Raw genomic sequence first — 19,477 nt, 5'->3', positions numbered from 1 at the left:
TAATTTGAATTGAGCTATCTCATTATTTTATTTGAGATAAGCGTATTATTTTTTCAGCCCATAAAAAAACACTCCGATGATCCACCAGAGTGTTAAATATAAAATTTAAATCTACTCATAAAAGTAGTTCATTTACTTCAAAAACCCAATTATAACGGGTTAGAAGGACGCTCATTTGCATCAATATCTAAAACTGTCTTTTCATGACGCGTATGTGCAGCCGCTTCAGCAGCAGCCAGTTGAGCAGTTTGAATTTGCTCTTTACGTAGGCGGTCAATATCTTTACGTAGACGTTTAATTTCCCAGTTATTTTGAAATACTCGAAATACTTGCACTGCCAATAAAAGACCTAACACCAAACCTAATGACAAGGTTAATAGCAATAAAAGCCCTAAACGCATTGCAGGCACTTGTGTAAACAACAAATCGACTGAAAGTTCAGTTCCGTTTTGCAGAACCAAAGCCAATGAGTATCCAAATAGGACCAGTAGAATTACGACCAATACGTAACGCATAAACACCCCTAACAATGTTTTGAATTAGTTTGCAGATTCGTTTACCGCATCACGTAATGCTTTACCAGGTTTAAAGTGTGGTACAGCTTTTGCTGCCACTTCAACTGATTTACCTGTTTTTGGGTTACGACCCACACGTGGTTCACGGTGATGTAATGCAAAACTACCAAAACCACGGATTTCAATTCGGTTGTCTGTAGACAAAGCTTCGATCATTTGATCGATCATTATCTTAACGGCCTCTTCCACTAAGGGTTCAGCTAAGTGTGGGTTTTTAAGAGAAATACGCTCTATTAAGTCAGACTTATTAAGTGCTTCAGTAGTCATCTGCGACCTCTTTAATTATCAAGCTACCTAGGATCAGTTTCCTGATAATAACCTGTTTAAATACAAAACGGTAGCGTAATAATCACTTACTACGCTACCGTTACAGTAATTGTGTAAAATATATTAATTAATTTACATTAACAATACAATTCAAACACTTACTTAGTGGTTCATTTGAGCTTTGATCAAATCACCAATAGTCTTAGGACCATTGTCTGAAGTTGCTGTAGCTGTCTTGTTCAAGTTAGCTACTGCTTCTTTTTCTTCAGCTTCGTCTTTCGCTTTGATAGACAAGTTGATAGAACGTGATTTGCGGTCTACGTTGATGATTTTAGCTTCAACTTCTTGACCAACTTCAAGGAACTTAGTTGCATCTTCAACGCGGTCGCGGTTGATTTCAGATGCTTTAAGAGTCGCTTCAACTTCGTCAGCTAACTTAACAGTAGCGCCTTTAGCGTCAACTGCAGTTACAGTACCTTTAACAAGCGCACCGCGTTCGTTAGCAGCTAAGAAATCGTTGAACGGATCGCTGTTCATTTGTTTGATGCCAAGGCTGATACGGTTGCCTTCAGCGTCTACTGAAAGGATAACCGCTTCAACTGTGTCACCTTTCTTGTAACGACGGATAGCTTCTTCGCCTTGTTCGTTCCAAGAAATGTCAGACAAGTGAACTAGACCATCGATACCGCCTGGTAAACCGATGAAGATACCGAAGTCAGTGATTGACTTGATAGTACCTGAAACTTTTTCACCTTTGTCGTGTTCTTTAGCAAACTCTTCCCATGGGTTAGCACGAGTTTGTTTGATACCAAGAGAAATACGACGACGCTCTTCATCAACTTCAAGAACCATAACGTCAACTTCGTCACCGATCTGAACAACTTTAGATGGGTGGATGTTTTTGTTAGTGTGGTCCATTTCTGAAACGTGTACTAAGCCTTCAACGCCTTCAGCGATTTCAGCGAAGCAACCGTAGTCAGTTAAGTTAGTTACACGAGCTTTAACGATAGAACCTTTAGGGTAACGGTTCATGATCGCTAACCATGGATCTTCGCCTAATTGTTTAAGGCCTAAAGATACGCGGTTACGTTCGCGGTCGAATTTAAGTACTTTAACAGTAACTTCTTGACCAACTTCAACAACTTCTGAAGGGTGCTTGATACGTTTCCAAGCCATGTCAGTGATGTGAAGAAGACCATCAATACCGCCAAGGTCAACGAACGCGCCGTAGTCAGTAAGATTTTTGATAGTACCAGTAACTGTTTGACCTTCTTCAAGCTGAGCAAGAAGAGCTTCACGGTCAGCTGAAGATTCAGCTTCCATAACAGCACGACGAGATACAACAACGTTGTTACGTTTAGCATCAAGTTTGATTACTTTAAATTCTAACTCTTTACCTTCTAAGTGAGTAGTATCACGAATAGGACGAGTATCAACTAAAGAACCTGGAAGGAACGCACGAACTGGACCGATGTCAACAGTGAAACCGCCTTTAACCTTACCAGAGATAACACCAGTAACGATTTCGCCGTCTTCAAAAATTTTTTCAAGTTTAGTCCAAGTTTCAGCACGTTTAGCTTTTTCACGTGATAAAACTGTTTGACCCATACCGTTGTCAAGAGCTTCAACAACTACGTCAACAGTGTCGCCAACTTGAACTTCAAGTTCACGTTGTTCATTTAAGAATTCAGCGCGGTCAACAATACCTTCTGATTTAAGGCCAGTGTCAACTGTTACCCAGTCAGAGTCGATATTTACTACAACGCCTTGGATGACAGCACCCTTTTCAACGTTGAGGTTTAATTCGCTTTCTTCAAAGAGGGCTGCAAAAGATTCGGTCATGATATACCTGATAAAGTCAGCGGTCTTGGATCAGACAAGGCCGGTTTAATTAAGCGTCTACATAGTCCATATAAGACTGATCAAGCTATGCTTCTGCTGAAAATTCTTTAGTTTGCTAATTGCTGATCGATGTAATTCGTCATCAGCGTGAATACTTCATCAATACTCAAAGTTGAACTATCAATGAAATAAGCATCTGGCGCAGGCTTGAGTGGAGCGACTGTGCGTTCCATATCTCGCTTATCACGCGCTTCGATATTAGCTAAAATGTCGTTTATTTTAACATCCACGCCCATAGCCTGCAACTGATTTAGACGGCGCTCTGCACGGGACTGAGCAGAAGCCGTTAAATAAATCTTGGCTTGAGCATTGGGAAAAATCGTAGTTGCCATGTCACGGCCATCTGCAACCAAACCAGGTGCTTGGGCAAAGGCATGCTGACGTTCTAAAAGCGCAGTTCTAAGTGCAGGAATTGCAGCAACTTTTGAGGCAAACTCTCCGACTCTCTCAGTACGGATAACTTTTGAGACATCTTCACCATCTAAAAGCACCGAAACACCTGCTTCATTTGTCACAAATTGTATGTCTAAATTTGTTGCAATTTTTACGCATTCATCGAGCTTTGAGTCTAATGCATCAATTAAGTCTTGCTTATGCAATGACAATCCCAACAGACGATATAACGCACCTGAGTCGAGTAAGTGGAACTGATAATGTGCCGCAATTTTTGCTGCCAATGTTCCTTTACCTGAGCCACTTGGGCCATCAATTGTAATGATTTGAACTGTCATTGCTCTTCCACTTTTGTTTATACGGTTTTTGCAAGTTTTGAAAAACCAATTTTAATCGCTGACTTCAGTTGCGCAAGGATTAATTGACTAACGAATGGCGCACGCGCCTGTAATTCAATCGTATAAGTGACTAAAGTACGCGCAGCATCAATCGCTTCGAATTGAATCACACCCAAATGATGTTTAACCAATGGGTTTTTAATAATTTTATATTCAATGCGTTGGTTTGGCTCAAGCAAGGTTATTTGCTCTTGTAACGGCTTCACTGGCCCAAAGCCCATACGACGTACAGAACCTACACCATCAGGACGTTCAGGATCTGCTGAATCTTTGACACGTACCACTTGAATCGGTGCAAAAGCCACGTTATAGGTCGAATGTTTTGAAAGTAAGTCAAAAACTTGCTCGACCGGTGCATTAAATTCTTTTTTTACTTGAATGTATTTCATGGTGTACCCTATTTTATTTGACAATATTAATTGTCAGTAGAGTTTACTTGATTTTTTAAATTAAGTTCAGTCAAAGTGGCTATTTCCTGTAACTTCATCAGTCGTTTTTGTTCACGACGCATTTTAAAAAAATTACTTAATTGTTGGGAGCATTGCTCTTGTAGGCAACCATGCTCAAACTCAAAGATATGGTTATAGTAGCCTGAATTTAATAATTGACGCGAACTGACCAAAGAACCTGCTTTAGGCTCAGTCGTCGCAAATACCACTCGTTTTATTCTTGAATGTACCAAAGCGCCCACACACATCGTGCATGGTTCCAAAGTTACATATAAGGTTGCATCGTCGGGTAAACGGTAATTATCGATATTTAAACAAGCTTGACGCAAAGCTTGTACTTCCGCATGTGCGGTGGGATCTTTCAGAGAAATCGGCGCATTAAACCCTGCACCTATGACTTGATTTTGACTCACAATGACTGCGCCTACAGGAATTTCTTGCAATTCTGCAGCTTGTGCAGCCTGCTCGAAAGCCAGCTGCATCCAGTGTTCATCACTATATAAGTTTGGTTCAGACATCAATTAATTAAATTACACCATACTGTCTTAACAGCGCATTCCAACTGTCAATATTGGTTACAGGAGGCTCATCAGCCAGAATTCCTTTGAGGGAAAGATCTGTACCTTTTTTCCATTCTGGAGACAGGTCTTTATCGACTAGGCGGGCGCGCACACCTTCAACAAAGTCCGCATGACGAATTTTCCAATCCGAAATTTGGGTTTCCAGTTCAAACACTTCATTCCAAGAATGCACTTGCTTGCCCCACTGCCACAACAACCATGTTAATGCTGCTGTTGCAGGTGAACCTTTTTGTAGATTTTCACTGGCTTGGCGTAACCAATCACTGCGTGCATCGCTTAAACCAATAATTGATTCATAGTCATGTTCAAAATTATGCCCACGGCACACACTTTGAATCACATCCAATGAATTTTGTAATGGTCCCGGCCCCACAGGACGATGCATACTATTTAAAGTGTCATCAATGGCACGAAAATCGCCCGCTGGATAATGATCCCAATCAATATTAATGACAGTTTCAAGTACATTATCACGCTGCGCATCACAAATATGCGTTGCCCAACCGATACCATAAGCACCTGCTGCGGTCATAATCGAGCCGGTTAACCCAGTAAACAAACCAATGGCGCCACGGTCAGCAAGGAAACGCGTCGCACCAACATCTGGATACAAACCAATATTAATCTCAGGCATTGCTAAACGTGAATAAGGTGTTACCAAGCGGAAAGGTGCAGCCATAAACAGACCTAAACCACCACCCATGACATAACCTTCGCCCCAAACCAAAATCGGCTTTGCATAGTTATGCAGCAGCAAATCTAGGGCATACTCTTGTTCAAAGAATTTATTCGCCGTTTCAACTTCATCATTGACCACCAATTGTCGCAATTTGCGTACGTCGCCACCTGCACAAAATGCTTTTGGCGTAGTGGAATCTAACCAAATCGCTTTTACAGCATCATCGTGTTGAAAGTCCTGAAAGACTTCAAGCAACGCTGTACAGATAGATTCATCTAATGCATGAAGCGATTTTGGGCGATTCAGGCGAACAATGCGCCAGCCCTTTTTCGCTTCTTCCACAATCAGATCTGGGTGATAATTTTTTGAAACGGGAGAATAAGTCATGCGTCCAGCTGCCAGTCTATTGGCTCAATGCCATTTTGTTTAAGATAATTATTACTTTTTGAGAACACCTTACAACCAAAAAAACCACCGCGGTTTGCAGCCAAAGGTGATGGATGCGCGGCTTTTAGCACCAAGTGCTTATTTTGGTCAATGCGTTGTCCCTTACGCTGTGCATATGCCCCCCATAAAATAAAGACAATATGCTCACGTTGTTCATTTAAAACATCAATCACATGGTCTGTAAAATCTTCCCAGCCACGTTTTTGATGTGAAGTTGGTTGCCCAGCCTCAACAGTCAGTACCGCATTTAAAAGCAAAACACCTTGTTCTGCCCAGCGTGTTAAGTCCCCATGTTTTGACACAGGTACCCCAAGGTCGGTATTTAACTCATGGAAAATATTACGTAAAGAAGGTGGTAATGCAACCCCCTTTTGTACCGAAAAACTCAAGCCATGTGCCTGATTTGGCCCATGATACGGGTCTTGGCCTAAAATCACCACCTTTACATTTGCCATAGGCGTCGTGTTTAAGGCATTAAAAATCAGCGGATTCGGTGGATAAATCACTTTATCCTGTTTGATTTGTTGTAGCAGAAAGTCTTTTAACTCATCCATGCGGGGGCTAAGCAAAAACTCACTTAGGGCATATTTCCAGCTAGGCTCAAGCTGCACTTTAGCGAGTTTTGCTTGTTGCTCTTCTGTTAAAGACATCACTGTTAACCAATCCTAATAAAACCAAATATTTACTTAAATTCTAATTTGTAAATCAACTGCAGGGTTTAAAAATTTTTGACCCTGTTTTAATTTTTCATACATCTGAGTATCGTTCCATTCCGACTGAACCTGTTCGGAGAAAACGATTTGATCTAACTGCAACAACCCCATTTGTGCGTTGTTGATATCTTCTAAGAAGCTTTGCGCATAGCCTGTGTCTGTCTCATGCACAATCACAGAATACACCTCAACATCACCCTCACCATTTTGAGTTTCTGTTGATTTTAGAACTTGTTGTGCTAAGTAAAAGAAGATTCGTGAAAATTGTTCCGCTGAGGGCGATACGGGTAGTTCGACCCAACGTGCACTGAACTGTTTGCAGGCACGAATGTACTCAGCATCATCGTGTTGCCAAAAACAAATCGCGTGATCAAAACTGTCAAATAAGTCTTTAATTACCCCTTTGAGCAAACCGAAATCGTAAACCATTTGTCCATGGTCAAGTTTCGACGCTTTAAGTAATAGTTCGACTTTATAACTGTGTCCATGAATGGAACGTTTGCAACGGTCTGACGTGCAATTACGCACGATATGCGCGTTTTCAAACTTAAATAACTTACGAATTAACATGTGTCGTAATGCAATCAAATAATCTATGGGTTCTTAGAGATTATAATGCAAAAGTCTAACAAGAGGCATTAATTTTGCTGTTCAGCACAATTGGGAAAAGGCATCATGAAAATTTAGCGATATTTAAGACCTAAAATGGCGCCATACTGCGAAAAGCCACATATACATCTTTATCTTTTCGCACTAACTCACTGGTAAATTGACGCTTTCTTTCATTTAAAATAATTTCAATTTGCGCTTTAAAATAGTTCGACTGCACACCCAATTGTGAGTTTAAAACTTCTCGATTTTCTGTGCTCACCTGTGCAAATGGCTCCATTGCCCATAAATCATTGATATTTTCAAAATGTTCAAATTTGGCAGCTTTTTGTTGCAAAGCTTGTTCGACTGCATTGACATCTAAACGATCATCCATGGTTGCCAACAAAAATGCAGGAGCGGTATTAATGTTTACCGTTGTTTCATGCGAAGGTAAGCTACTCACATAAGGCGCAATTAGTTTATATTTAGCACCGTCAAAACCACGCACTGATTTCAGCTCTTCCACACTATGAAATTTTGCATTTGGTGGTAGCGCCGCATTATTTAAACTACGATAGTACGCCAGCTCTGCGCCCATCGGACCAGAGGTCTCATCATCTTCATCTTGCCAATCAATCACGGCTTGACTTAATTCTGCGGGTAAACCAACACGCTGCAATATTTTCTCAAACCATAATTTTGCTTTGTCATTTACCACACCCTCTTCTGAAACCAAACTATTAAGGTTAAATTTTCCAGATTCGTCTTGGAGCACACCTGCAACAGTTCCACCTTCCACAGGAAAGGCTGGCATAGGCTGAGCCCAATTTTCTTGGAGGTGATCCACCTGCCCTGCATTTTCGGCATCATTTACCAAAAGTTCAGCAAAAAATGCTTCAGCACTTTTCGCATATAACATCGATTGATTTTGGCGCATCACGTAGGCGGTATTTTCAGAAGTATGGGCTTGTTGTTTTGCGATGCCTGCTGCAACTATGGTTGCCAAAGCTACCATCATCAGGATAGTTAACAAAGCGATGCCGCGTTGCTGCTTCATACGCAACTCCGAACTTCAAATGACTCTACTACCTGACCGCTAACCATTCTTATTTTTATCCAATAAAAAATCAGTATTTAACAAACTGAATAACCATTCGTAGTTTGTCCCATCAACTGTGAGCTGCATCCTGATACCCCGCGGTAACAGTTGAATGGTTTTTTCATTATTCAAATCAGCGGCAGCATCTGGCCAATTCTCTAACTCATTTGGATTGAGTACCGTGATTTTATATTGTTCAACATTATCCAGTAAAACACTCGAATCTGGCTGATCATGCCCCGTTTGGTTGAGATTTTTAAATTTTAGCCGATACAATTTTTTTTCATCAGCTTTGTATTGATATTCCACTCGCTCGTCAGGTGCAATACCCTGATTTAATGGGTCAGTGACACCAGTCTTACTGAAATTAAATCGGCCATTTTGCAACACCAGCGCTGGTTGAATATCTCCATTAATATTGGCAGTTAAAGGCACAGCTTGTACCGTGTCTCTGAGTATCTGCTGATGGGCATCTTGCAACTGACTGAGCCGTGCCTCATGGGTTGCGTTTCGTTCTTTCACTTTCGAGACATAATCAAAAACCTTCCAGCCCAATGCAGATAGTACTGCAAAAATGGCAATCGCAACCAAAAGTTCAACTAAGGTAAATCCTGCTTGATTCTTCATTCCTTGCTGCACAAGCACAGGCATATCTTGAGATGTACGTTTTTTTCTAGTTATTATTTTCATCCAACGGAGCCTTATAGTTAAAGAACACTAAACTACTAATCCCTGCTTCTACATCCCCAGTTTCAGCATTCATCAACCTCACTTGGATATCAATCCGTTGTACATTTGGACTAATGGTGGCTTGGGCTTTTTTGTCAATTTGCCATTGTTCGCCTTGTTCAGTGACTTGTTTTGATGCAGTACCCGTCATCCATTCACGATTGATTTCCATCTTAGCGATTTCATTCAGCGCAACGAATTGTGCTTTATTTCTTAAAATTGCGTGTGCTGTCGACTGTGTATATTGCATCGCAACATTAGACAAAGCCATTGTCGCAGTCGCAAAAATCGCCAATGCCACCATGACTTCAAGTAGCGTAAACCCTTTAGCCCGCATTGACTTTCCCTAAATGATCAATTTCGATTTCATTACCAATGGCACGTTCTTCAAAATAAAACTGTATACGTACAGGCTTTACTTCACCGTTGCCCAACCATATCAACTTGGGTGCATTGGTATTTAACAAATCATCATTATTGGCATTTTCATACTGCTGATCTAAAGGCTGAATCGTAAAAGAGACATTTTCAGGCAATACTCGGGTTTCAAAGTCTTTATAGTTTTGCCATTTATTATTCTGATTTAAAATACTATTTTCTACACGTTTTTGTTCTGGTAAATATTCTTGTACCGCATAGCTTTGCGTGTTGACATCTGTTCCAGCTTTTTGCTGTAAGGCCAATATCAAAGCTTGATCATTTGCATCACGTAATATTCGTTTCAGATCCATTACAAACACTTCACGTGCCTGCATGGCTTTGCGTTGATCTGTTCCACCGATATTTAAAAGCACCAATGAGGCCATAATGCCCATAATCACAATCACCACCATCAATTCTACGAGGGTGAATCCACGAACCGATGATGGTGATGCTATTTTCATAAACAGCCTTTAAGCGAATTGAGCAACCGCATGCACTTGTTTTGGTAAGGCCAAGGCTTGATCAATATAAGCAACCCGCAAGGTGTCTCTTGAACCCAAATAACGCTGATAAAAACTAGAGTTCAAAATTGCTGCGGCGCCATGTGTAAGTGACCAAATTGAAGCAAGATAATCACGTACTGGCATGCTACTTTGAATCGACTCCAAATAACGCTCAGTCATACGAATGATCAATCGTAGGCGTTGTTTGCGCACTTGATATAGTTCACTAAACAAGTGCTGAATACCCACACCCGTTGTCGATAAACGCTCTTCAATTTGGTGAAACAACACTGTACGTTCTGGGTGATGTAAGTGATGCAACATAAAGAAAGCAAGGTGTTCAGGAAAAGCTTTGTCGGTGTCTTTAATCATTTCCAATAACATGCGTTCATTACGAATAATGAGCAACATATATAGTTCATCTTTACTTTGGAAGTGTTTATATAACGTCCCTTTTGCCAAGTCGAGTTCTGCCGCTAGCGCATCTAGTGTCATCCCTGCTTCGCCATTTTCCAATAGCAGTTGCTCTGCCACTTGGAAAATTAATGCTTCTCTTGCTCTAAACTGAGCTTGACGATCCATCTTCACCCTATACTCTCTTACTCTTATATCAATTCAAATTATTTACTTAAGATTGAGGAGATTTTCAAAGTTTTGCATTGTAATGAAAGCCATCTCTTCAATTGACTTATCATATACATCACTTAAGGCTTTGGCTACATAGGGAACGTATTTTGGTTCATTAGACTTTCCTCTATAGGGCATCGGTGCAAGGTATGGACTATCAGTTTCAATCAGCACTCGATCCAATGGTACTTGCTTGGCCACATCACGCAAATCTTGTGCATTTTTAAAAGAAACAATGCCTGAAAATGACACGTAATATCCACAATCTAAGACAGCTTTTGCCGTTTCCCAATCTTCAGTAAAACAATGCAAAATACCGTGAGTAGATTTCTCTGCACGGATAATATCCACCGTATCATGCTTTGCAGAACGGGTATGTACAACCACCGGTTTTTTTACGGCTTGCGATGCGTGAATATGACGGGCAAAGCATTCTTTTTGCTCTGCAATAAAGTCTGTACTATGAAAATAGTCCAGCCCTGTTTCACCAATCGCCCAAACCTTTTCAGCTTGTGCTAATTCAATGAGATATTCTTCTGTTGCCCGAGCCATCGTTGCAGGATCTTCACATGGGTGTACCCCAACGGAATAACCTACATCGGCATGACGTGCAGCAATTTTTGAAAGTTCGATATGGTCATCTAGATCAACCGAGATACTCATAAATTTTGAGACCCCGGCTTGACGAGCCTGATCCAATGCAAGATCTAAATTACCCTCATAAGGGCTTAGGTCGAGCATGGTTAAATGGCAATGGGTATCTACAAACACAATATGTACCTACAAGTCTTCACAGTTGTAACTACATAGTGTAACTTCTACGCCCCTCAGATTTAAGCCCTGCAAGTAAACGTTCTGCTTCTGTTTTAAAATAAACGCCTTTTTCGCCGCTTAATTGAATCCCAAAGCCTTGTGGTTTAATACCATTTTGCTTTTGCGAAATCCAAATTACTTTTCCTGTCAAAGGAATTTTTATACTTTGTTCAGGCAAAGTCGCCAATAAGAAAACCTCATCACCCATTTTCACAGCTTGCTTTGATGGTACAAATAAACCGCCACCAACGACATAAGGCATGTAGCTCGCAAAAAGTGTTTCCACATCTGGAATATTAGCGTGAACGATCCCGCCCATACGTGGTTGCATGATGTTTCCCCTTAATTAAACATTCATCAGTTTGATGCAAAGCTCATCTACGACCAGATTCCCCTGTACGTTCTGCTCGATGAACCGCTTAGACTGCTGTAATTCTGTATAAATCCCAAAGAGTGTTTCGAGCGAATATTGCTCTGCCAACACCCCAAAATCCAAATCTATATTTTTTATGGATTGATTTAGCTTGACACAAATTATATCGGACAACAAGTATTCAAACATTTGACTAAAATCACTAAAACTCAGTGCTTTATTCCACTTGCTCGCAATTGCCATCGGCATGTTTTTTTGTGTCACAAGTTTTTGCCAATCTTGTAGAAACTCTTGGCGCATATTTAGCCATTCACTACTTGCCAATGAAATCGCTTGTAATGGCATTTGACTGGCTAAGTTCATGAGAACTTTGCGCTGGGTTTCACCACTATCGGGCAAATGCTGCTGTAAATATTGCTGTGATTGTTCGGGTTCAATACGATCCAAGGCATAGTGCTGCATTCGACTACGAATAGTTGCCGGCAATTTCAAATAATGCTCTGCCAACAACATAATCACAATCCGCTCGCCCGGCTCTTCCAGTGTTTTCAGCAATGCATTTGATGATGCAATGTTTAATGCTTCAGCAGGCTCAATCAACACAACTCGCCAACCGTCTACGGTTTGCTGTACAAAAGGCAATAAATCACGAATTTTTTCGATTTTAATTTTGGCATTTTGCTTTTTATTGTCTTCATCTGTACTGATATGAACAAAATTTGGATGTGTATCTGACTTTAACCACTGGCAACTCCCGCACTCACCACACGGCTCAGTTCGCTCATCACGTTTTTGACACAGCACCCATGCAAGAAATTGTTTTGCAAATGCCTCTTTACCACAGCCTTTTTTGCCATACAAAAGCACGCCATGTCCCAATTGTGGAAAACGGCTGGTTAATGTATTCCATGTATTTTTCTGCCAAGGGTACACTTGCGCCACAATTTCATTTTGCATAAATCGTTTAACCTTATTCGAAGTTCGAAACATCCATTTGGTTCAAACGATCAAGGTCAGCTTGAGTATCTACGCCCGGTGGAAGGTTCGCTTCTGCCACAGCAATGGCAATACGGTGACCATTTTCCAAAACGCGTAATTGTTCAAGGCTTTCTAATTTTTCCAGCACACCCATATCCCAAGTGACATATTCTTGTAGGAGTTTTACGCGGTATGCATATAGGCCTAAATGACGATAAGCCTGATCATGCAAGGTTTGTTCAGCTTGCTTTGCACCATCACGGTCATAAGGAATAGTCGCACGGCTAAAATACAGCGCTTGATTGTGCTTTGACATCACCACTTTGACGATACTGTCACGTTGAAACTCATCTAGACTATGAATCGGCTCACAGAGCGTCGACATCGAACATGTCGGTTGATCAACAAGTAATTGTGCAACTTGTTTTACCAATTGAGCGGGAAGCAAAGGTTCATCACCTTGCACATTGACAATAATATCATCACTCGCCCAACCTTTGATGCGTGCAACTTCACTTAAACGATCTGTACCAGATGGATGTTCTGCAGAGGTCAATACCACATCAACCCCTTCCGCACGACATACTGCTGCAATACGCTCATCATCTGTAGCGACACAAAGGTCATCGAATCCTGCAACTTTTTTGGCTTGATCGACCACACGTAAAATCATCGGACGGCCATGAATTTCAAGTAAAGGCTTACCCGGTAAACGTGAACTTGAAAAACGTGCAGGAATAACAATATGTTTCATAAATTAAATGCCTTCGGGAAGTTTCAGACCCAGTTGTTTCAACTGCGCATGCAAAGTTTCATAACACGCAGGTGACAACACTGCATCTACAGGAACAACCCATATTTCTCTTTTAAAATCTGGATTATTTTTGAGGATCACTAAAATTTTAACTGCATCTTTTTCAGTGGTAATGATGGGATTGGCATCTTCAAACTGCAAATCACTCAGTTCATATTCATAATGATCTGGGAATTCATGACATTGAAATTGATGAATCCCCATATTTTCTAAGGTTTTATAAAAGCGTTGCGGAAAGCCGATACCCACCACAGCATAAAAATCTTTATTTGCATCAAATGTCGTCACAAGATCTTTATTGAGCAAATAAGGTTGCGCCGCTTCAAGGTGCATATTCAGTGGAGAACTTGGATCTGCTGAATGTTCAATGACCGTCCCACTAGCAAGGCGCTTTTTCGGTTCACGCAAATAACCTTCAGGTAATAATTTTTCATTGCCTAAACCACGGTTGTTATCCAGTACGATCCACTCCAACTGACGTTGAAGCGCCCAATGCTGTAAACCATCATCGCAGATAATCAAATCCAATTCATGCTTAGACAGCAGCAATTCAATACTCTGCTGGCGGTTTGGACCAACCGCCATCGGCACGCCTGTAGACTGAACGATTAAGCTCGGTTCATCACCCACGATTTCAGCCGTCGAGTCTAAATCCACATAGGCCGGAAATGGTCCTTGACCACCATAGCCACGACTGATCACACCAACACGCAGGTTTAAGCTATTTAAATAACTGACCAAGTGAATGAGCAATGGGGTTTTGCCACTCCCACCCACTGTGATATTTCCAATGACCATGACTGGAATAGGCGCTTTATAGCTTTGCTTAATACCTGATTGATAGAGCTTTTTATTGAGTAAAAAGCCACCACGATAAAGCCATGACAAAGGTCTAAACACAACGAGCCACTTTGCCTGTTCATTCCAAGCATCCTGAATCAATTGTGCAAAAGACATGACTTAATTTTCCTCAAAATTACGCTGATGAAGTTGGTAATATGCACCACGTTGTGCCATCAATTCCGTATGAGAACCTTGTTCAATAATACGCCCTTTATCCATCACTACAATACAGTCTGCATTTTCAATGGTCGATAAACGATGCGCAATCACGATCGTGGTACGATCTTGCATCGCAGCGTCAAATGCTTGCTGAATAAAAAATTCAGATTCGTTATCTAGTGCACTGGTCGCTTCATCTAAAATTAAAATCGGTGCATTTTTCAAAATCGCACGCGCAATTGCAATCCGTTGACGTTGACCACCAGACAGATTTAAACCTTGGGCACCCAATGGTGTGTCATAACCTTGCGGTAAATCCATAATAAAATCATGTGCAAATGCAGCTTTGGCAGCAGCAATGACTTGTTCATCTGTTGCATGCTCGAGCTGTCCATAAGCAATATTTTCACGCACAGTACGGTTAAACAAAACCACTTGCTGATTGACCATCGAAATCTGAGTACGCAAGCTATTGAGTTCTATGTCGTGAATATCATGCTGATCAAGCAACAACTGTCCTGACGACACCTCTTGGTAACGAACCAACAGATTGACCAGTGAGGTTTTACCTGCACCTGAACGCCCAACCAATGCAACGGTTTGCCCTGCATTGATTTTTAAATTGAAGTCATGAATCGCATGGTGACCATCAGCATAGATCAAATTAACATTTTTAAATTCGACATCACCTTTTAAAGCAGGCTTCAGCGTGCCGTTATTTACTTCTTCAGGCATATCAAGCAATTCAAAAACTGAATAAGCTGCTGCCATGCCTCGTTGTAGTTTTTCGTTGACATCCGTCAAGGTTTTAATTGGCTTACTCAGCATACCTGCGGCAGTGATATACGCTACAAACTCACCCGCTGTTGTATCTTGTAAAATCTCAGGGCGTAGCGCGATATACATCACGATACTGAGCGCGATCGACATAATCAGCTGAACAATTGGGCTATTGAGTTGCTGCACCACAACCATTTTTAAGCCGCGGCGTAAGTTCTCCATTGAGCTTTCATAAAAACGTTTTTGTTCATAATCTTGCCCTGCAAAGCCCTTCACTACCAAGTTGCCTTGTACTGTCTCTTGCACCACATGGTTAACATCACCCATGGTACTTTGTACTTGCATGGATAATTTACGCATGCGCTTGGATGCTTTACGGATAATCAGCCCAATAATTGGGCCAAAAATCAAAATACATAGAGTTAAACGCCAGTTGGTATAGAGCAAATAACCCAATAGTGCGATGGTAATCAGACCCTGTTGTACGATCGTTTTCAGTGACTCAGACGATGCCGCCGTCAACTGTTCAACGTTATACATAATTTTTGCAGTGATATGACCGCTCGAATTATCTAAATAATATTGCGAAGGCAAACGCATGAGTTTTGCGAACACTTGCTGACGAATATTAAAGATTAAGTTTCGAGAAATCACTGCGGTAAAATATCCCCCCATGAACAAACCGAGTCCACGGAAGAACATCAATAAAACCACCAAGAGTGGAAATAAGGTTGTAAAGCTTTGATCTTTGTTTTGAATGGCTTCAATAATGCGTTCCAATAATTTTGCGACAGAAACTTCTGTCGCAGCATTAATACCGAAACCAAGCAAAACCAGCAGGCCGATTCCCCAAAAAGGTTTTAAATAACTTAATAGGCGTAAATAGACCTTAAAATCGTGCTTCACTAATAACCTCGAGTTGGAACTTTAGTACTGATGTTGACATTCACAAATCCAAGTTGACCTGCAACATCCATCACCCGAATCACATCTTGATGTGTTGCTTTTGCATCTGCGGCAATCACAAACATTAAATCACGACGATCATTGGCTGTCTGTTTAATTGCAGTATTCAAATCAGAAACTTCTTTACTGGCCAATGACTGACCATTGACAGAATAATGTCCTGTTGAATCCACCACAACTTCAATTTTTTGATCATAGTTTTTAGGTGGAACACCTTGTGCATCTGGCAAAGTGAGGTTCATTCGACTCATCTGATTAAAGGTAGTCGAGAGCAACAAGAACACCAAAATAAACATCAAACAGTCAATCATCGGTGTAAGGTTGATATGAATATCTTCAACCTGACGACGTTTAAATTTCATGCGCAGTCTCCACTCAGCTGGCTTTCTGAATGTCCTGACTTTCTACTTCAGGTGTTTTTTTATAAAACAAAGCGGCATGAAACAATGTCGACTGCTGTTCTAACTCAGCCACATATTCCTGAACCAAACGTTGGAAATAGCGATGCGCAAATAATGCAGGCACAGCAATTAACATACCAGCCGCAGTGGTGATCAATGCTTTAGAAATACCCGGCATCATCAACACTGGATCACTATTGGTACCAATATCAATCATTAAGAATGCTTCAATGATACCGATCACCGTACCCAACAAACCTAGTAACGGTGCAACAGCGCTTAAGGTGCCCAAAAAGTTGATATTTTTTTCTAAATAACCAATTTCTTGTGACGCTGTGACTTCCATTTGCGCACGTGCATATTGCTCGTTTTGATCTTTACTAGCGTAACCTGCGCCCAATACACGACCCAATGTACTTTGCTGTAAAGTTGGACTTTGCTTTAGCTGCTGCACCACATCTTTCACTGATGTGTTCACATTCATCATCAAGTCTTTTGGCAACACCATTGATTTTTTTAAACGAATAAAACGCTCAATGGTAATGGCTACCGTAAAGATCGAACAAATGACGAGCGGGATCATTAACCACCCGCCCGCTTTGACTAATTCCCACATTTGATTTTCCCCAATAAATCGAATTTAAAAATTATTCAGCTAGACAAATATTTAAAATGCCATCTAGCTCTTCAAGAGTATGGTAGCTAATCACCAGCTTGCCTTTCCCTTGTTTATTATGATCAATTTTCACATCTGCACTGAAACGATCAGAGAGACGTTGTGTCAGTTGCTGAATGTCTGATGAAACACTTGGTTTCGCTTTTTGTTGTTTTGGTGCATTCAAATCACGAACAAATTGTTCGGTTTGACGTACAGACATACTTTTTTCAATCACTATTTCAGCAACTTTAAGCTGATCTTTGGCTTTTAACGTCAAGATCGCACGTGCATGCCCCATATCGAGCAAACCTTGCTGCATAAAGTCTTTGACTTGATCCGCTAAAGACAACAGGCGTAGCAAGTTACTAATCGTGGTACGTGCTTTACCGACCGTATCGGCAATCTCTTGATGACTTAAACCAAACTCGTCATGGAAGCGTTGTAAAGCCATAGCTTGATCGATTGGGTTCAGATCTTGACGTTGAATGTTTTCAATCAATGCCAAGGCAATTGCCACTTGGTCACTCAAGTCACGAACAATGGCTGGAACTTCGGTTAAACCTGCAAGCTGAGCCGCACGCCAACGACGCTCACCTGCAATAATTTCGTAGGGATGCTTTTCATCTTCGACAGGACGAATGACGATTGGCTGCATGACACCATGCTTTTCAATCGATGCAGCAAGTTCTTGTAAATCTTGTTCTTTAATGAAACGACGCGGTTGATACTCGCCGCGTTTCAATAAATGCACATCAATTTGTTTTAACTGTCCATGATCTAAAGCTTTTGCTTCGAGCTGTAGTTTTTCTTTTTGGATTGAGCCGAGTAAGGCATCCAGACCACGACCTTTAGCCAGTCCGCGTTTTTTTACGGTCATGCTTTAGTTCCTTTTTTTACTTTGGTTTTTTTTAACATCTCAGCTGCCAAGTTCAAATAAGCAACTGCACCCTTCGAGCTTTTTTCAAAATAAATCACTGGTAAACCGTGCGCAGGCGCTTCAGCCAAACGAATATTACGCGGAATGACCGTGTCATAAAGTTTCTGACCGAAGTATTGTTCAAGCTCAGCAGACACATCACGTGTTAAGGCATTACGCGCATCGTACATGGTACGAAGCACACCCACGATCTCTAGATCAGGGTTTAAAGCTTGCTGAATACGGTCAATGGTTTGGGTTAGGTCAGCCAAACCTTCTAGGGCATAATATTCACACTGCATTGGAATAAGCACAGCACGTACCGCTGCAAGTGCATTGACAGTGATCAAACTTAAACTTGGTGCACAATCGACAATAATATAGTCGAAGTCTTTTTCGACGCTTGCCAATGCTTCACGTAAAATAAACTCACGACCGTCTTGATCTGCAATTGCAAGCTCAACGCCAGCTAAGTCACGGTTTGCACCTAAAACTTTATAGCCCACTTCTGCTTTATAAATAGCGGTTTCAATTGGCACTTCACCAAGTAAGACATCCGTGACTGAATACAACAAATCATTTTTTTGAATGCCCGAACCCATCGTGGCATTGCCTTGTGAATCCATGTCCACAAGTAAAACTCGTTTTTTTAATATGGCTAAAGATGCAGCCAAGTTCACAGCAGTTGTGGTTTTACCTACGCCACCCTTTTGGTTTGCAATCGCAATAATTTGAGCCATGGTAACCCCAGTCCTTTGAAAATTTTAAATACGTTTAAGAAAAATTAAATGACGCTGCTCATCAAGTCGTGGAACTTTTAATGCAACGATATCAATTTTGAAATCACTTTTCAGTGTTTCAACTTCTTCTTCAGGAATTAAGCCTTTCATCGACGCGATAATACTTTGCGCATGCATATACGGTTTAGACGCGTCCACAAAATCCGTTAACGATGCAAAAGCACGACTGGTGATCACATCAAACTGCCCCAGTTCATTAATGCTGTCTTCATTTTCGACACGTGTTTGTACCGCAATGACATTTTTTAGTTTTAAGTCAGCAATAAATTGTTTTAAGAATCGAATTTTTTTACCGTTGGCATCTAAAAGCACACATTCACGTTCAGGCTGACACAGTGCAATGATCATGCCCGGCATGCCACCACCCGTACCGATATCCAATAAACGACCTGCAGGCAAATCATTTAGGATACTTAAGCTATCCAATAAATGCTTAACCAACATTTCTTTAGGATCACGAATAGCAGTCAAGTTATACGCTTTGTTCCACAGCACTAGGGCATCTTGGTATTTCAGCAATAGATTTAATGCTTCTTCACTCAAATCTAAGCCAAGCTTTTGACTACCTTGCTTTAAGTCTTGAAAAAAAGGATGCATAAA

Annotated in this window: 25 protein-coding genes; all 25 read right to left on the bottom strand. The window is 41.0% G+C overall.

Features of this window, described 5'->3' with window-relative positions; translation table 11 throughout:
• Window positions 1–149 precede the first annotated feature (149 nt).
• Entirely contained in the window at window positions 150–515 is a 366-nt protein-coding gene (locus tag FTT72_RS04475; protein WP_078188931.1) for a lipopolysaccharide assembly protein LapA domain-containing protein, read from the bottom strand.
• A gap of 24 nt (window positions 516–539) precedes the next feature.
• Entirely contained in the window at window positions 540–842 is a 303-nt protein-coding gene (locus tag FTT72_RS04470) for an integration host factor subunit beta (protein WP_067767464.1), read from the bottom strand.
• Between the two features lie 162 nt (window positions 843–1,004).
• Complete coding sequence (gene rpsA, locus FTT72_RS04465) at window positions 1,005–2,684, bottom strand: 30S ribosomal protein S1 (RefSeq protein WP_078188933.1); 1,680 nt, start codon at window positions 2,682–2,684, stop codon at window positions 1,005–1,007.
• Between the two features lie 107 nt (window positions 2,685–2,791).
• Window positions 2,792–3,475: a (d)CMP kinase gene (cmk, locus tag FTT72_RS04460; RefSeq protein WP_180026947.1), complete on the bottom strand. Its 684-nt coding sequence runs from the start codon at window positions 3,473–3,475 to the stop codon at window positions 2,792–2,794.
• A 17-nt stretch (window positions 3,476–3,492) separates the two neighbouring features.
• Window positions 3,493–3,924, bottom strand: a complete 432-nt coding sequence (locus tag FTT72_RS04455; protein ID WP_180177931.1) for an SRPBCC family protein — start codon at window positions 3,922–3,924, stop codon at window positions 3,493–3,495.
• A gap of 26 nt (window positions 3,925–3,950) precedes the next feature.
• Window positions 3,951–4,502 carry a tRNA adenosine(34) deaminase TadA gene (gene tadA / locus FTT72_RS04450; protein ID WP_180177930.1) on the bottom strand — a complete coding sequence of 184 codons (552 nt, stop codon included), beginning with the start codon at window positions 4,500–4,502 and terminating at the stop codon, window positions 3,951–3,953.
• Window positions 4,503–4,509: 7 nt separating this feature from the next.
• Entirely contained in the window at window positions 4,510–5,631 is a 1,122-nt protein-coding gene (locus tag FTT72_RS04445) for an enoyl-CoA hydratase/isomerase family protein (protein ID WP_078188941.1), read from the bottom strand.
• Window positions 5,628–6,341: a uracil-DNA glycosylase gene (ung, locus tag FTT72_RS04440; protein WP_078193660.1), complete on the bottom strand. Its 714-nt coding sequence runs from the start codon at window positions 6,339–6,341 to the stop codon at window positions 5,628–5,630. Before ung ends, FTT72_RS04445 begins: the two co-directional genes overlap by 4 nt.
• A 36-nt stretch (window positions 6,342–6,377) precedes the next feature.
• Window positions 6,378–6,974: a 6-carboxytetrahydropterin synthase gene (locus tag FTT72_RS04435; RefSeq protein ID WP_180022532.1), complete on the bottom strand. Its 597-nt coding sequence runs from the start codon at window positions 6,972–6,974 to the stop codon at window positions 6,378–6,380.
• Window positions 6,975–7,104: 130 nt separating this feature from the next.
• Window positions 7,105–8,052 carry a type II secretion system minor pseudopilin GspK gene (gene gspK, locus FTT72_RS04430; protein ID WP_180177929.1) on the bottom strand — a complete coding sequence of 316 codons (948 nt, stop codon included), beginning with the start codon at window positions 8,050–8,052 and terminating at the stop codon, window positions 7,105–7,107.
• 39 nt (window positions 8,053–8,091) lie between these two features.
• Window positions 8,092–8,721, bottom strand: coding sequence for a type II secretion system minor pseudopilin GspJ (gene gspJ, locus FTT72_RS04425; RefSeq protein WP_111885090.1), 630 nt, complete (start codon window positions 8,719–8,721; stop codon window positions 8,092–8,094).
• 46 nt (window positions 8,722–8,767) lie between these two features.
• Window positions 8,768–9,160: a type II secretion system minor pseudopilin GspI gene (gene gspI, locus FTT72_RS04420; RefSeq protein WP_180177928.1), complete on the bottom strand. Its 393-nt coding sequence runs from the start codon at window positions 9,158–9,160 to the stop codon at window positions 8,768–8,770.
• A complete protein-coding gene (locus FTT72_RS04415; protein WP_180003068.1) occupies window positions 9,150–9,707 on the bottom strand; it encodes a type II secretion system protein in 558 nt (185 codons plus the stop codon). The genes gspI and FTT72_RS04415 overlap by 11 nt, the downstream gene beginning before the upstream one ends.
• A 9-nt stretch (window positions 9,708–9,716) precedes the next feature.
• Entirely contained in the window at window positions 9,717–10,331 is a 615-nt protein-coding gene (locus FTT72_RS04410; RefSeq protein WP_168378896.1) for a TetR/AcrR family transcriptional regulator, read from the bottom strand.
• A 42-nt stretch (window positions 10,332–10,373) separates the two neighbouring features.
• The gene (locus tag FTT72_RS04405; RefSeq protein ID WP_180054571.1) at window positions 10,374–11,147 is read right to left on the bottom strand and encodes a TatD family hydrolase; all 774 of its coding nucleotides are present in this window, start codon (window positions 11,145–11,147) and stop codon (window positions 10,374–10,376) included.
• A 31-nt stretch (window positions 11,148–11,178) separates the two neighbouring features.
• Window positions 11,179–11,520, bottom strand: coding sequence for a PilZ domain-containing protein (locus tag FTT72_RS04400; protein ID WP_111885061.1), 342 nt, complete (start codon window positions 11,518–11,520; stop codon window positions 11,179–11,181).
• A gap of 15 nt (window positions 11,521–11,535) precedes the next feature.
• Window positions 11,536–12,519, bottom strand: coding sequence for a DNA polymerase III subunit delta' (locus tag FTT72_RS04395; protein WP_180063136.1), 984 nt, complete (start codon window positions 12,517–12,519; stop codon window positions 11,536–11,538).
• A 13-nt stretch (window positions 12,520–12,532) separates the two neighbouring features.
• Window positions 12,533–13,294 (bottom strand): 3-deoxy-manno-octulosonate cytidylyltransferase, encoded by a 762-nt coding sequence (kdsB, locus tag FTT72_RS04390; RefSeq protein ID WP_180022526.1) that lies wholly within the window; start codon window positions 13,292–13,294, stop codon window positions 12,533–12,535.
• A 3-nt stretch (window positions 13,295–13,297) separates the two neighbouring features.
• Entirely contained in the window at window positions 13,298–14,311 is a 1,014-nt protein-coding gene (lpxK, locus tag FTT72_RS04385; RefSeq protein WP_180022525.1) for a tetraacyldisaccharide 4'-kinase, read from the bottom strand.
• A gap of 3 nt (window positions 14,312–14,314) precedes the next feature.
• Window positions 14,315–16,042 (bottom strand): lipid A export permease/ATP-binding protein MsbA, encoded by a 1,728-nt coding sequence (gene msbA / locus FTT72_RS04380; RefSeq protein ID WP_168378891.1) that lies wholly within the window; start codon window positions 16,040–16,042, stop codon window positions 14,315–14,317.
• The gene (locus FTT72_RS04375) at window positions 16,042–16,464 is read right to left on the bottom strand and encodes a biopolymer transporter ExbD (protein ID WP_168378890.1); all 423 of its coding nucleotides are present in this window, start codon (window positions 16,462–16,464) and stop codon (window positions 16,042–16,044) included. Before FTT72_RS04375 ends, msbA begins: the two co-directional genes overlap by 1 nt.
• A 13-nt stretch (window positions 16,465–16,477) precedes the next feature.
• Window positions 16,478–17,119, bottom strand: coding sequence for a MotA/TolQ/ExbB proton channel family protein (locus FTT72_RS04370; RefSeq protein WP_078188956.1), 642 nt, complete (start codon window positions 17,117–17,119; stop codon window positions 16,478–16,480).
• Window positions 17,120–17,150: 31 nt separating this feature from the next.
• Window positions 17,151–18,038, bottom strand: a complete 888-nt coding sequence (locus FTT72_RS04365) for a ParB/RepB/Spo0J family partition protein (protein ID WP_180177927.1) — start codon at window positions 18,036–18,038, stop codon at window positions 17,151–17,153.
• A complete protein-coding gene (locus FTT72_RS04360) occupies window positions 18,035–18,817 on the bottom strand; it encodes a ParA family protein (protein ID WP_078188958.1) in 783 nt (260 codons plus the stop codon). Before FTT72_RS04360 ends, FTT72_RS04365 begins: the two co-directional genes overlap by 4 nt.
• A gap of 24 nt (window positions 18,818–18,841) precedes the next feature.
• On the bottom strand, window positions 18,842–19,474 hold the full coding sequence (gene rsmG, locus FTT72_RS04355; RefSeq protein WP_180003083.1) for a 16S rRNA (guanine(527)-N(7))-methyltransferase RsmG: 633 nt from the start codon (window positions 19,472–19,474) through the stop codon (window positions 18,842–18,844).
• Between the last annotated feature and the right edge of the window lie 3 nt (window positions 19,475–19,477).

Origin of the sequence: Acinetobacter sp. YH01005 (genome assembly GCF_013420465.1) — a bacterium.
Classification (GTDB): Bacteria; Pseudomonadota; Gammaproteobacteria; order Pseudomonadales; family Moraxellaceae; genus Acinetobacter; species Acinetobacter amyesii.
This window is presented reverse-complemented; position numbering and strand designations above follow the sequence as displayed.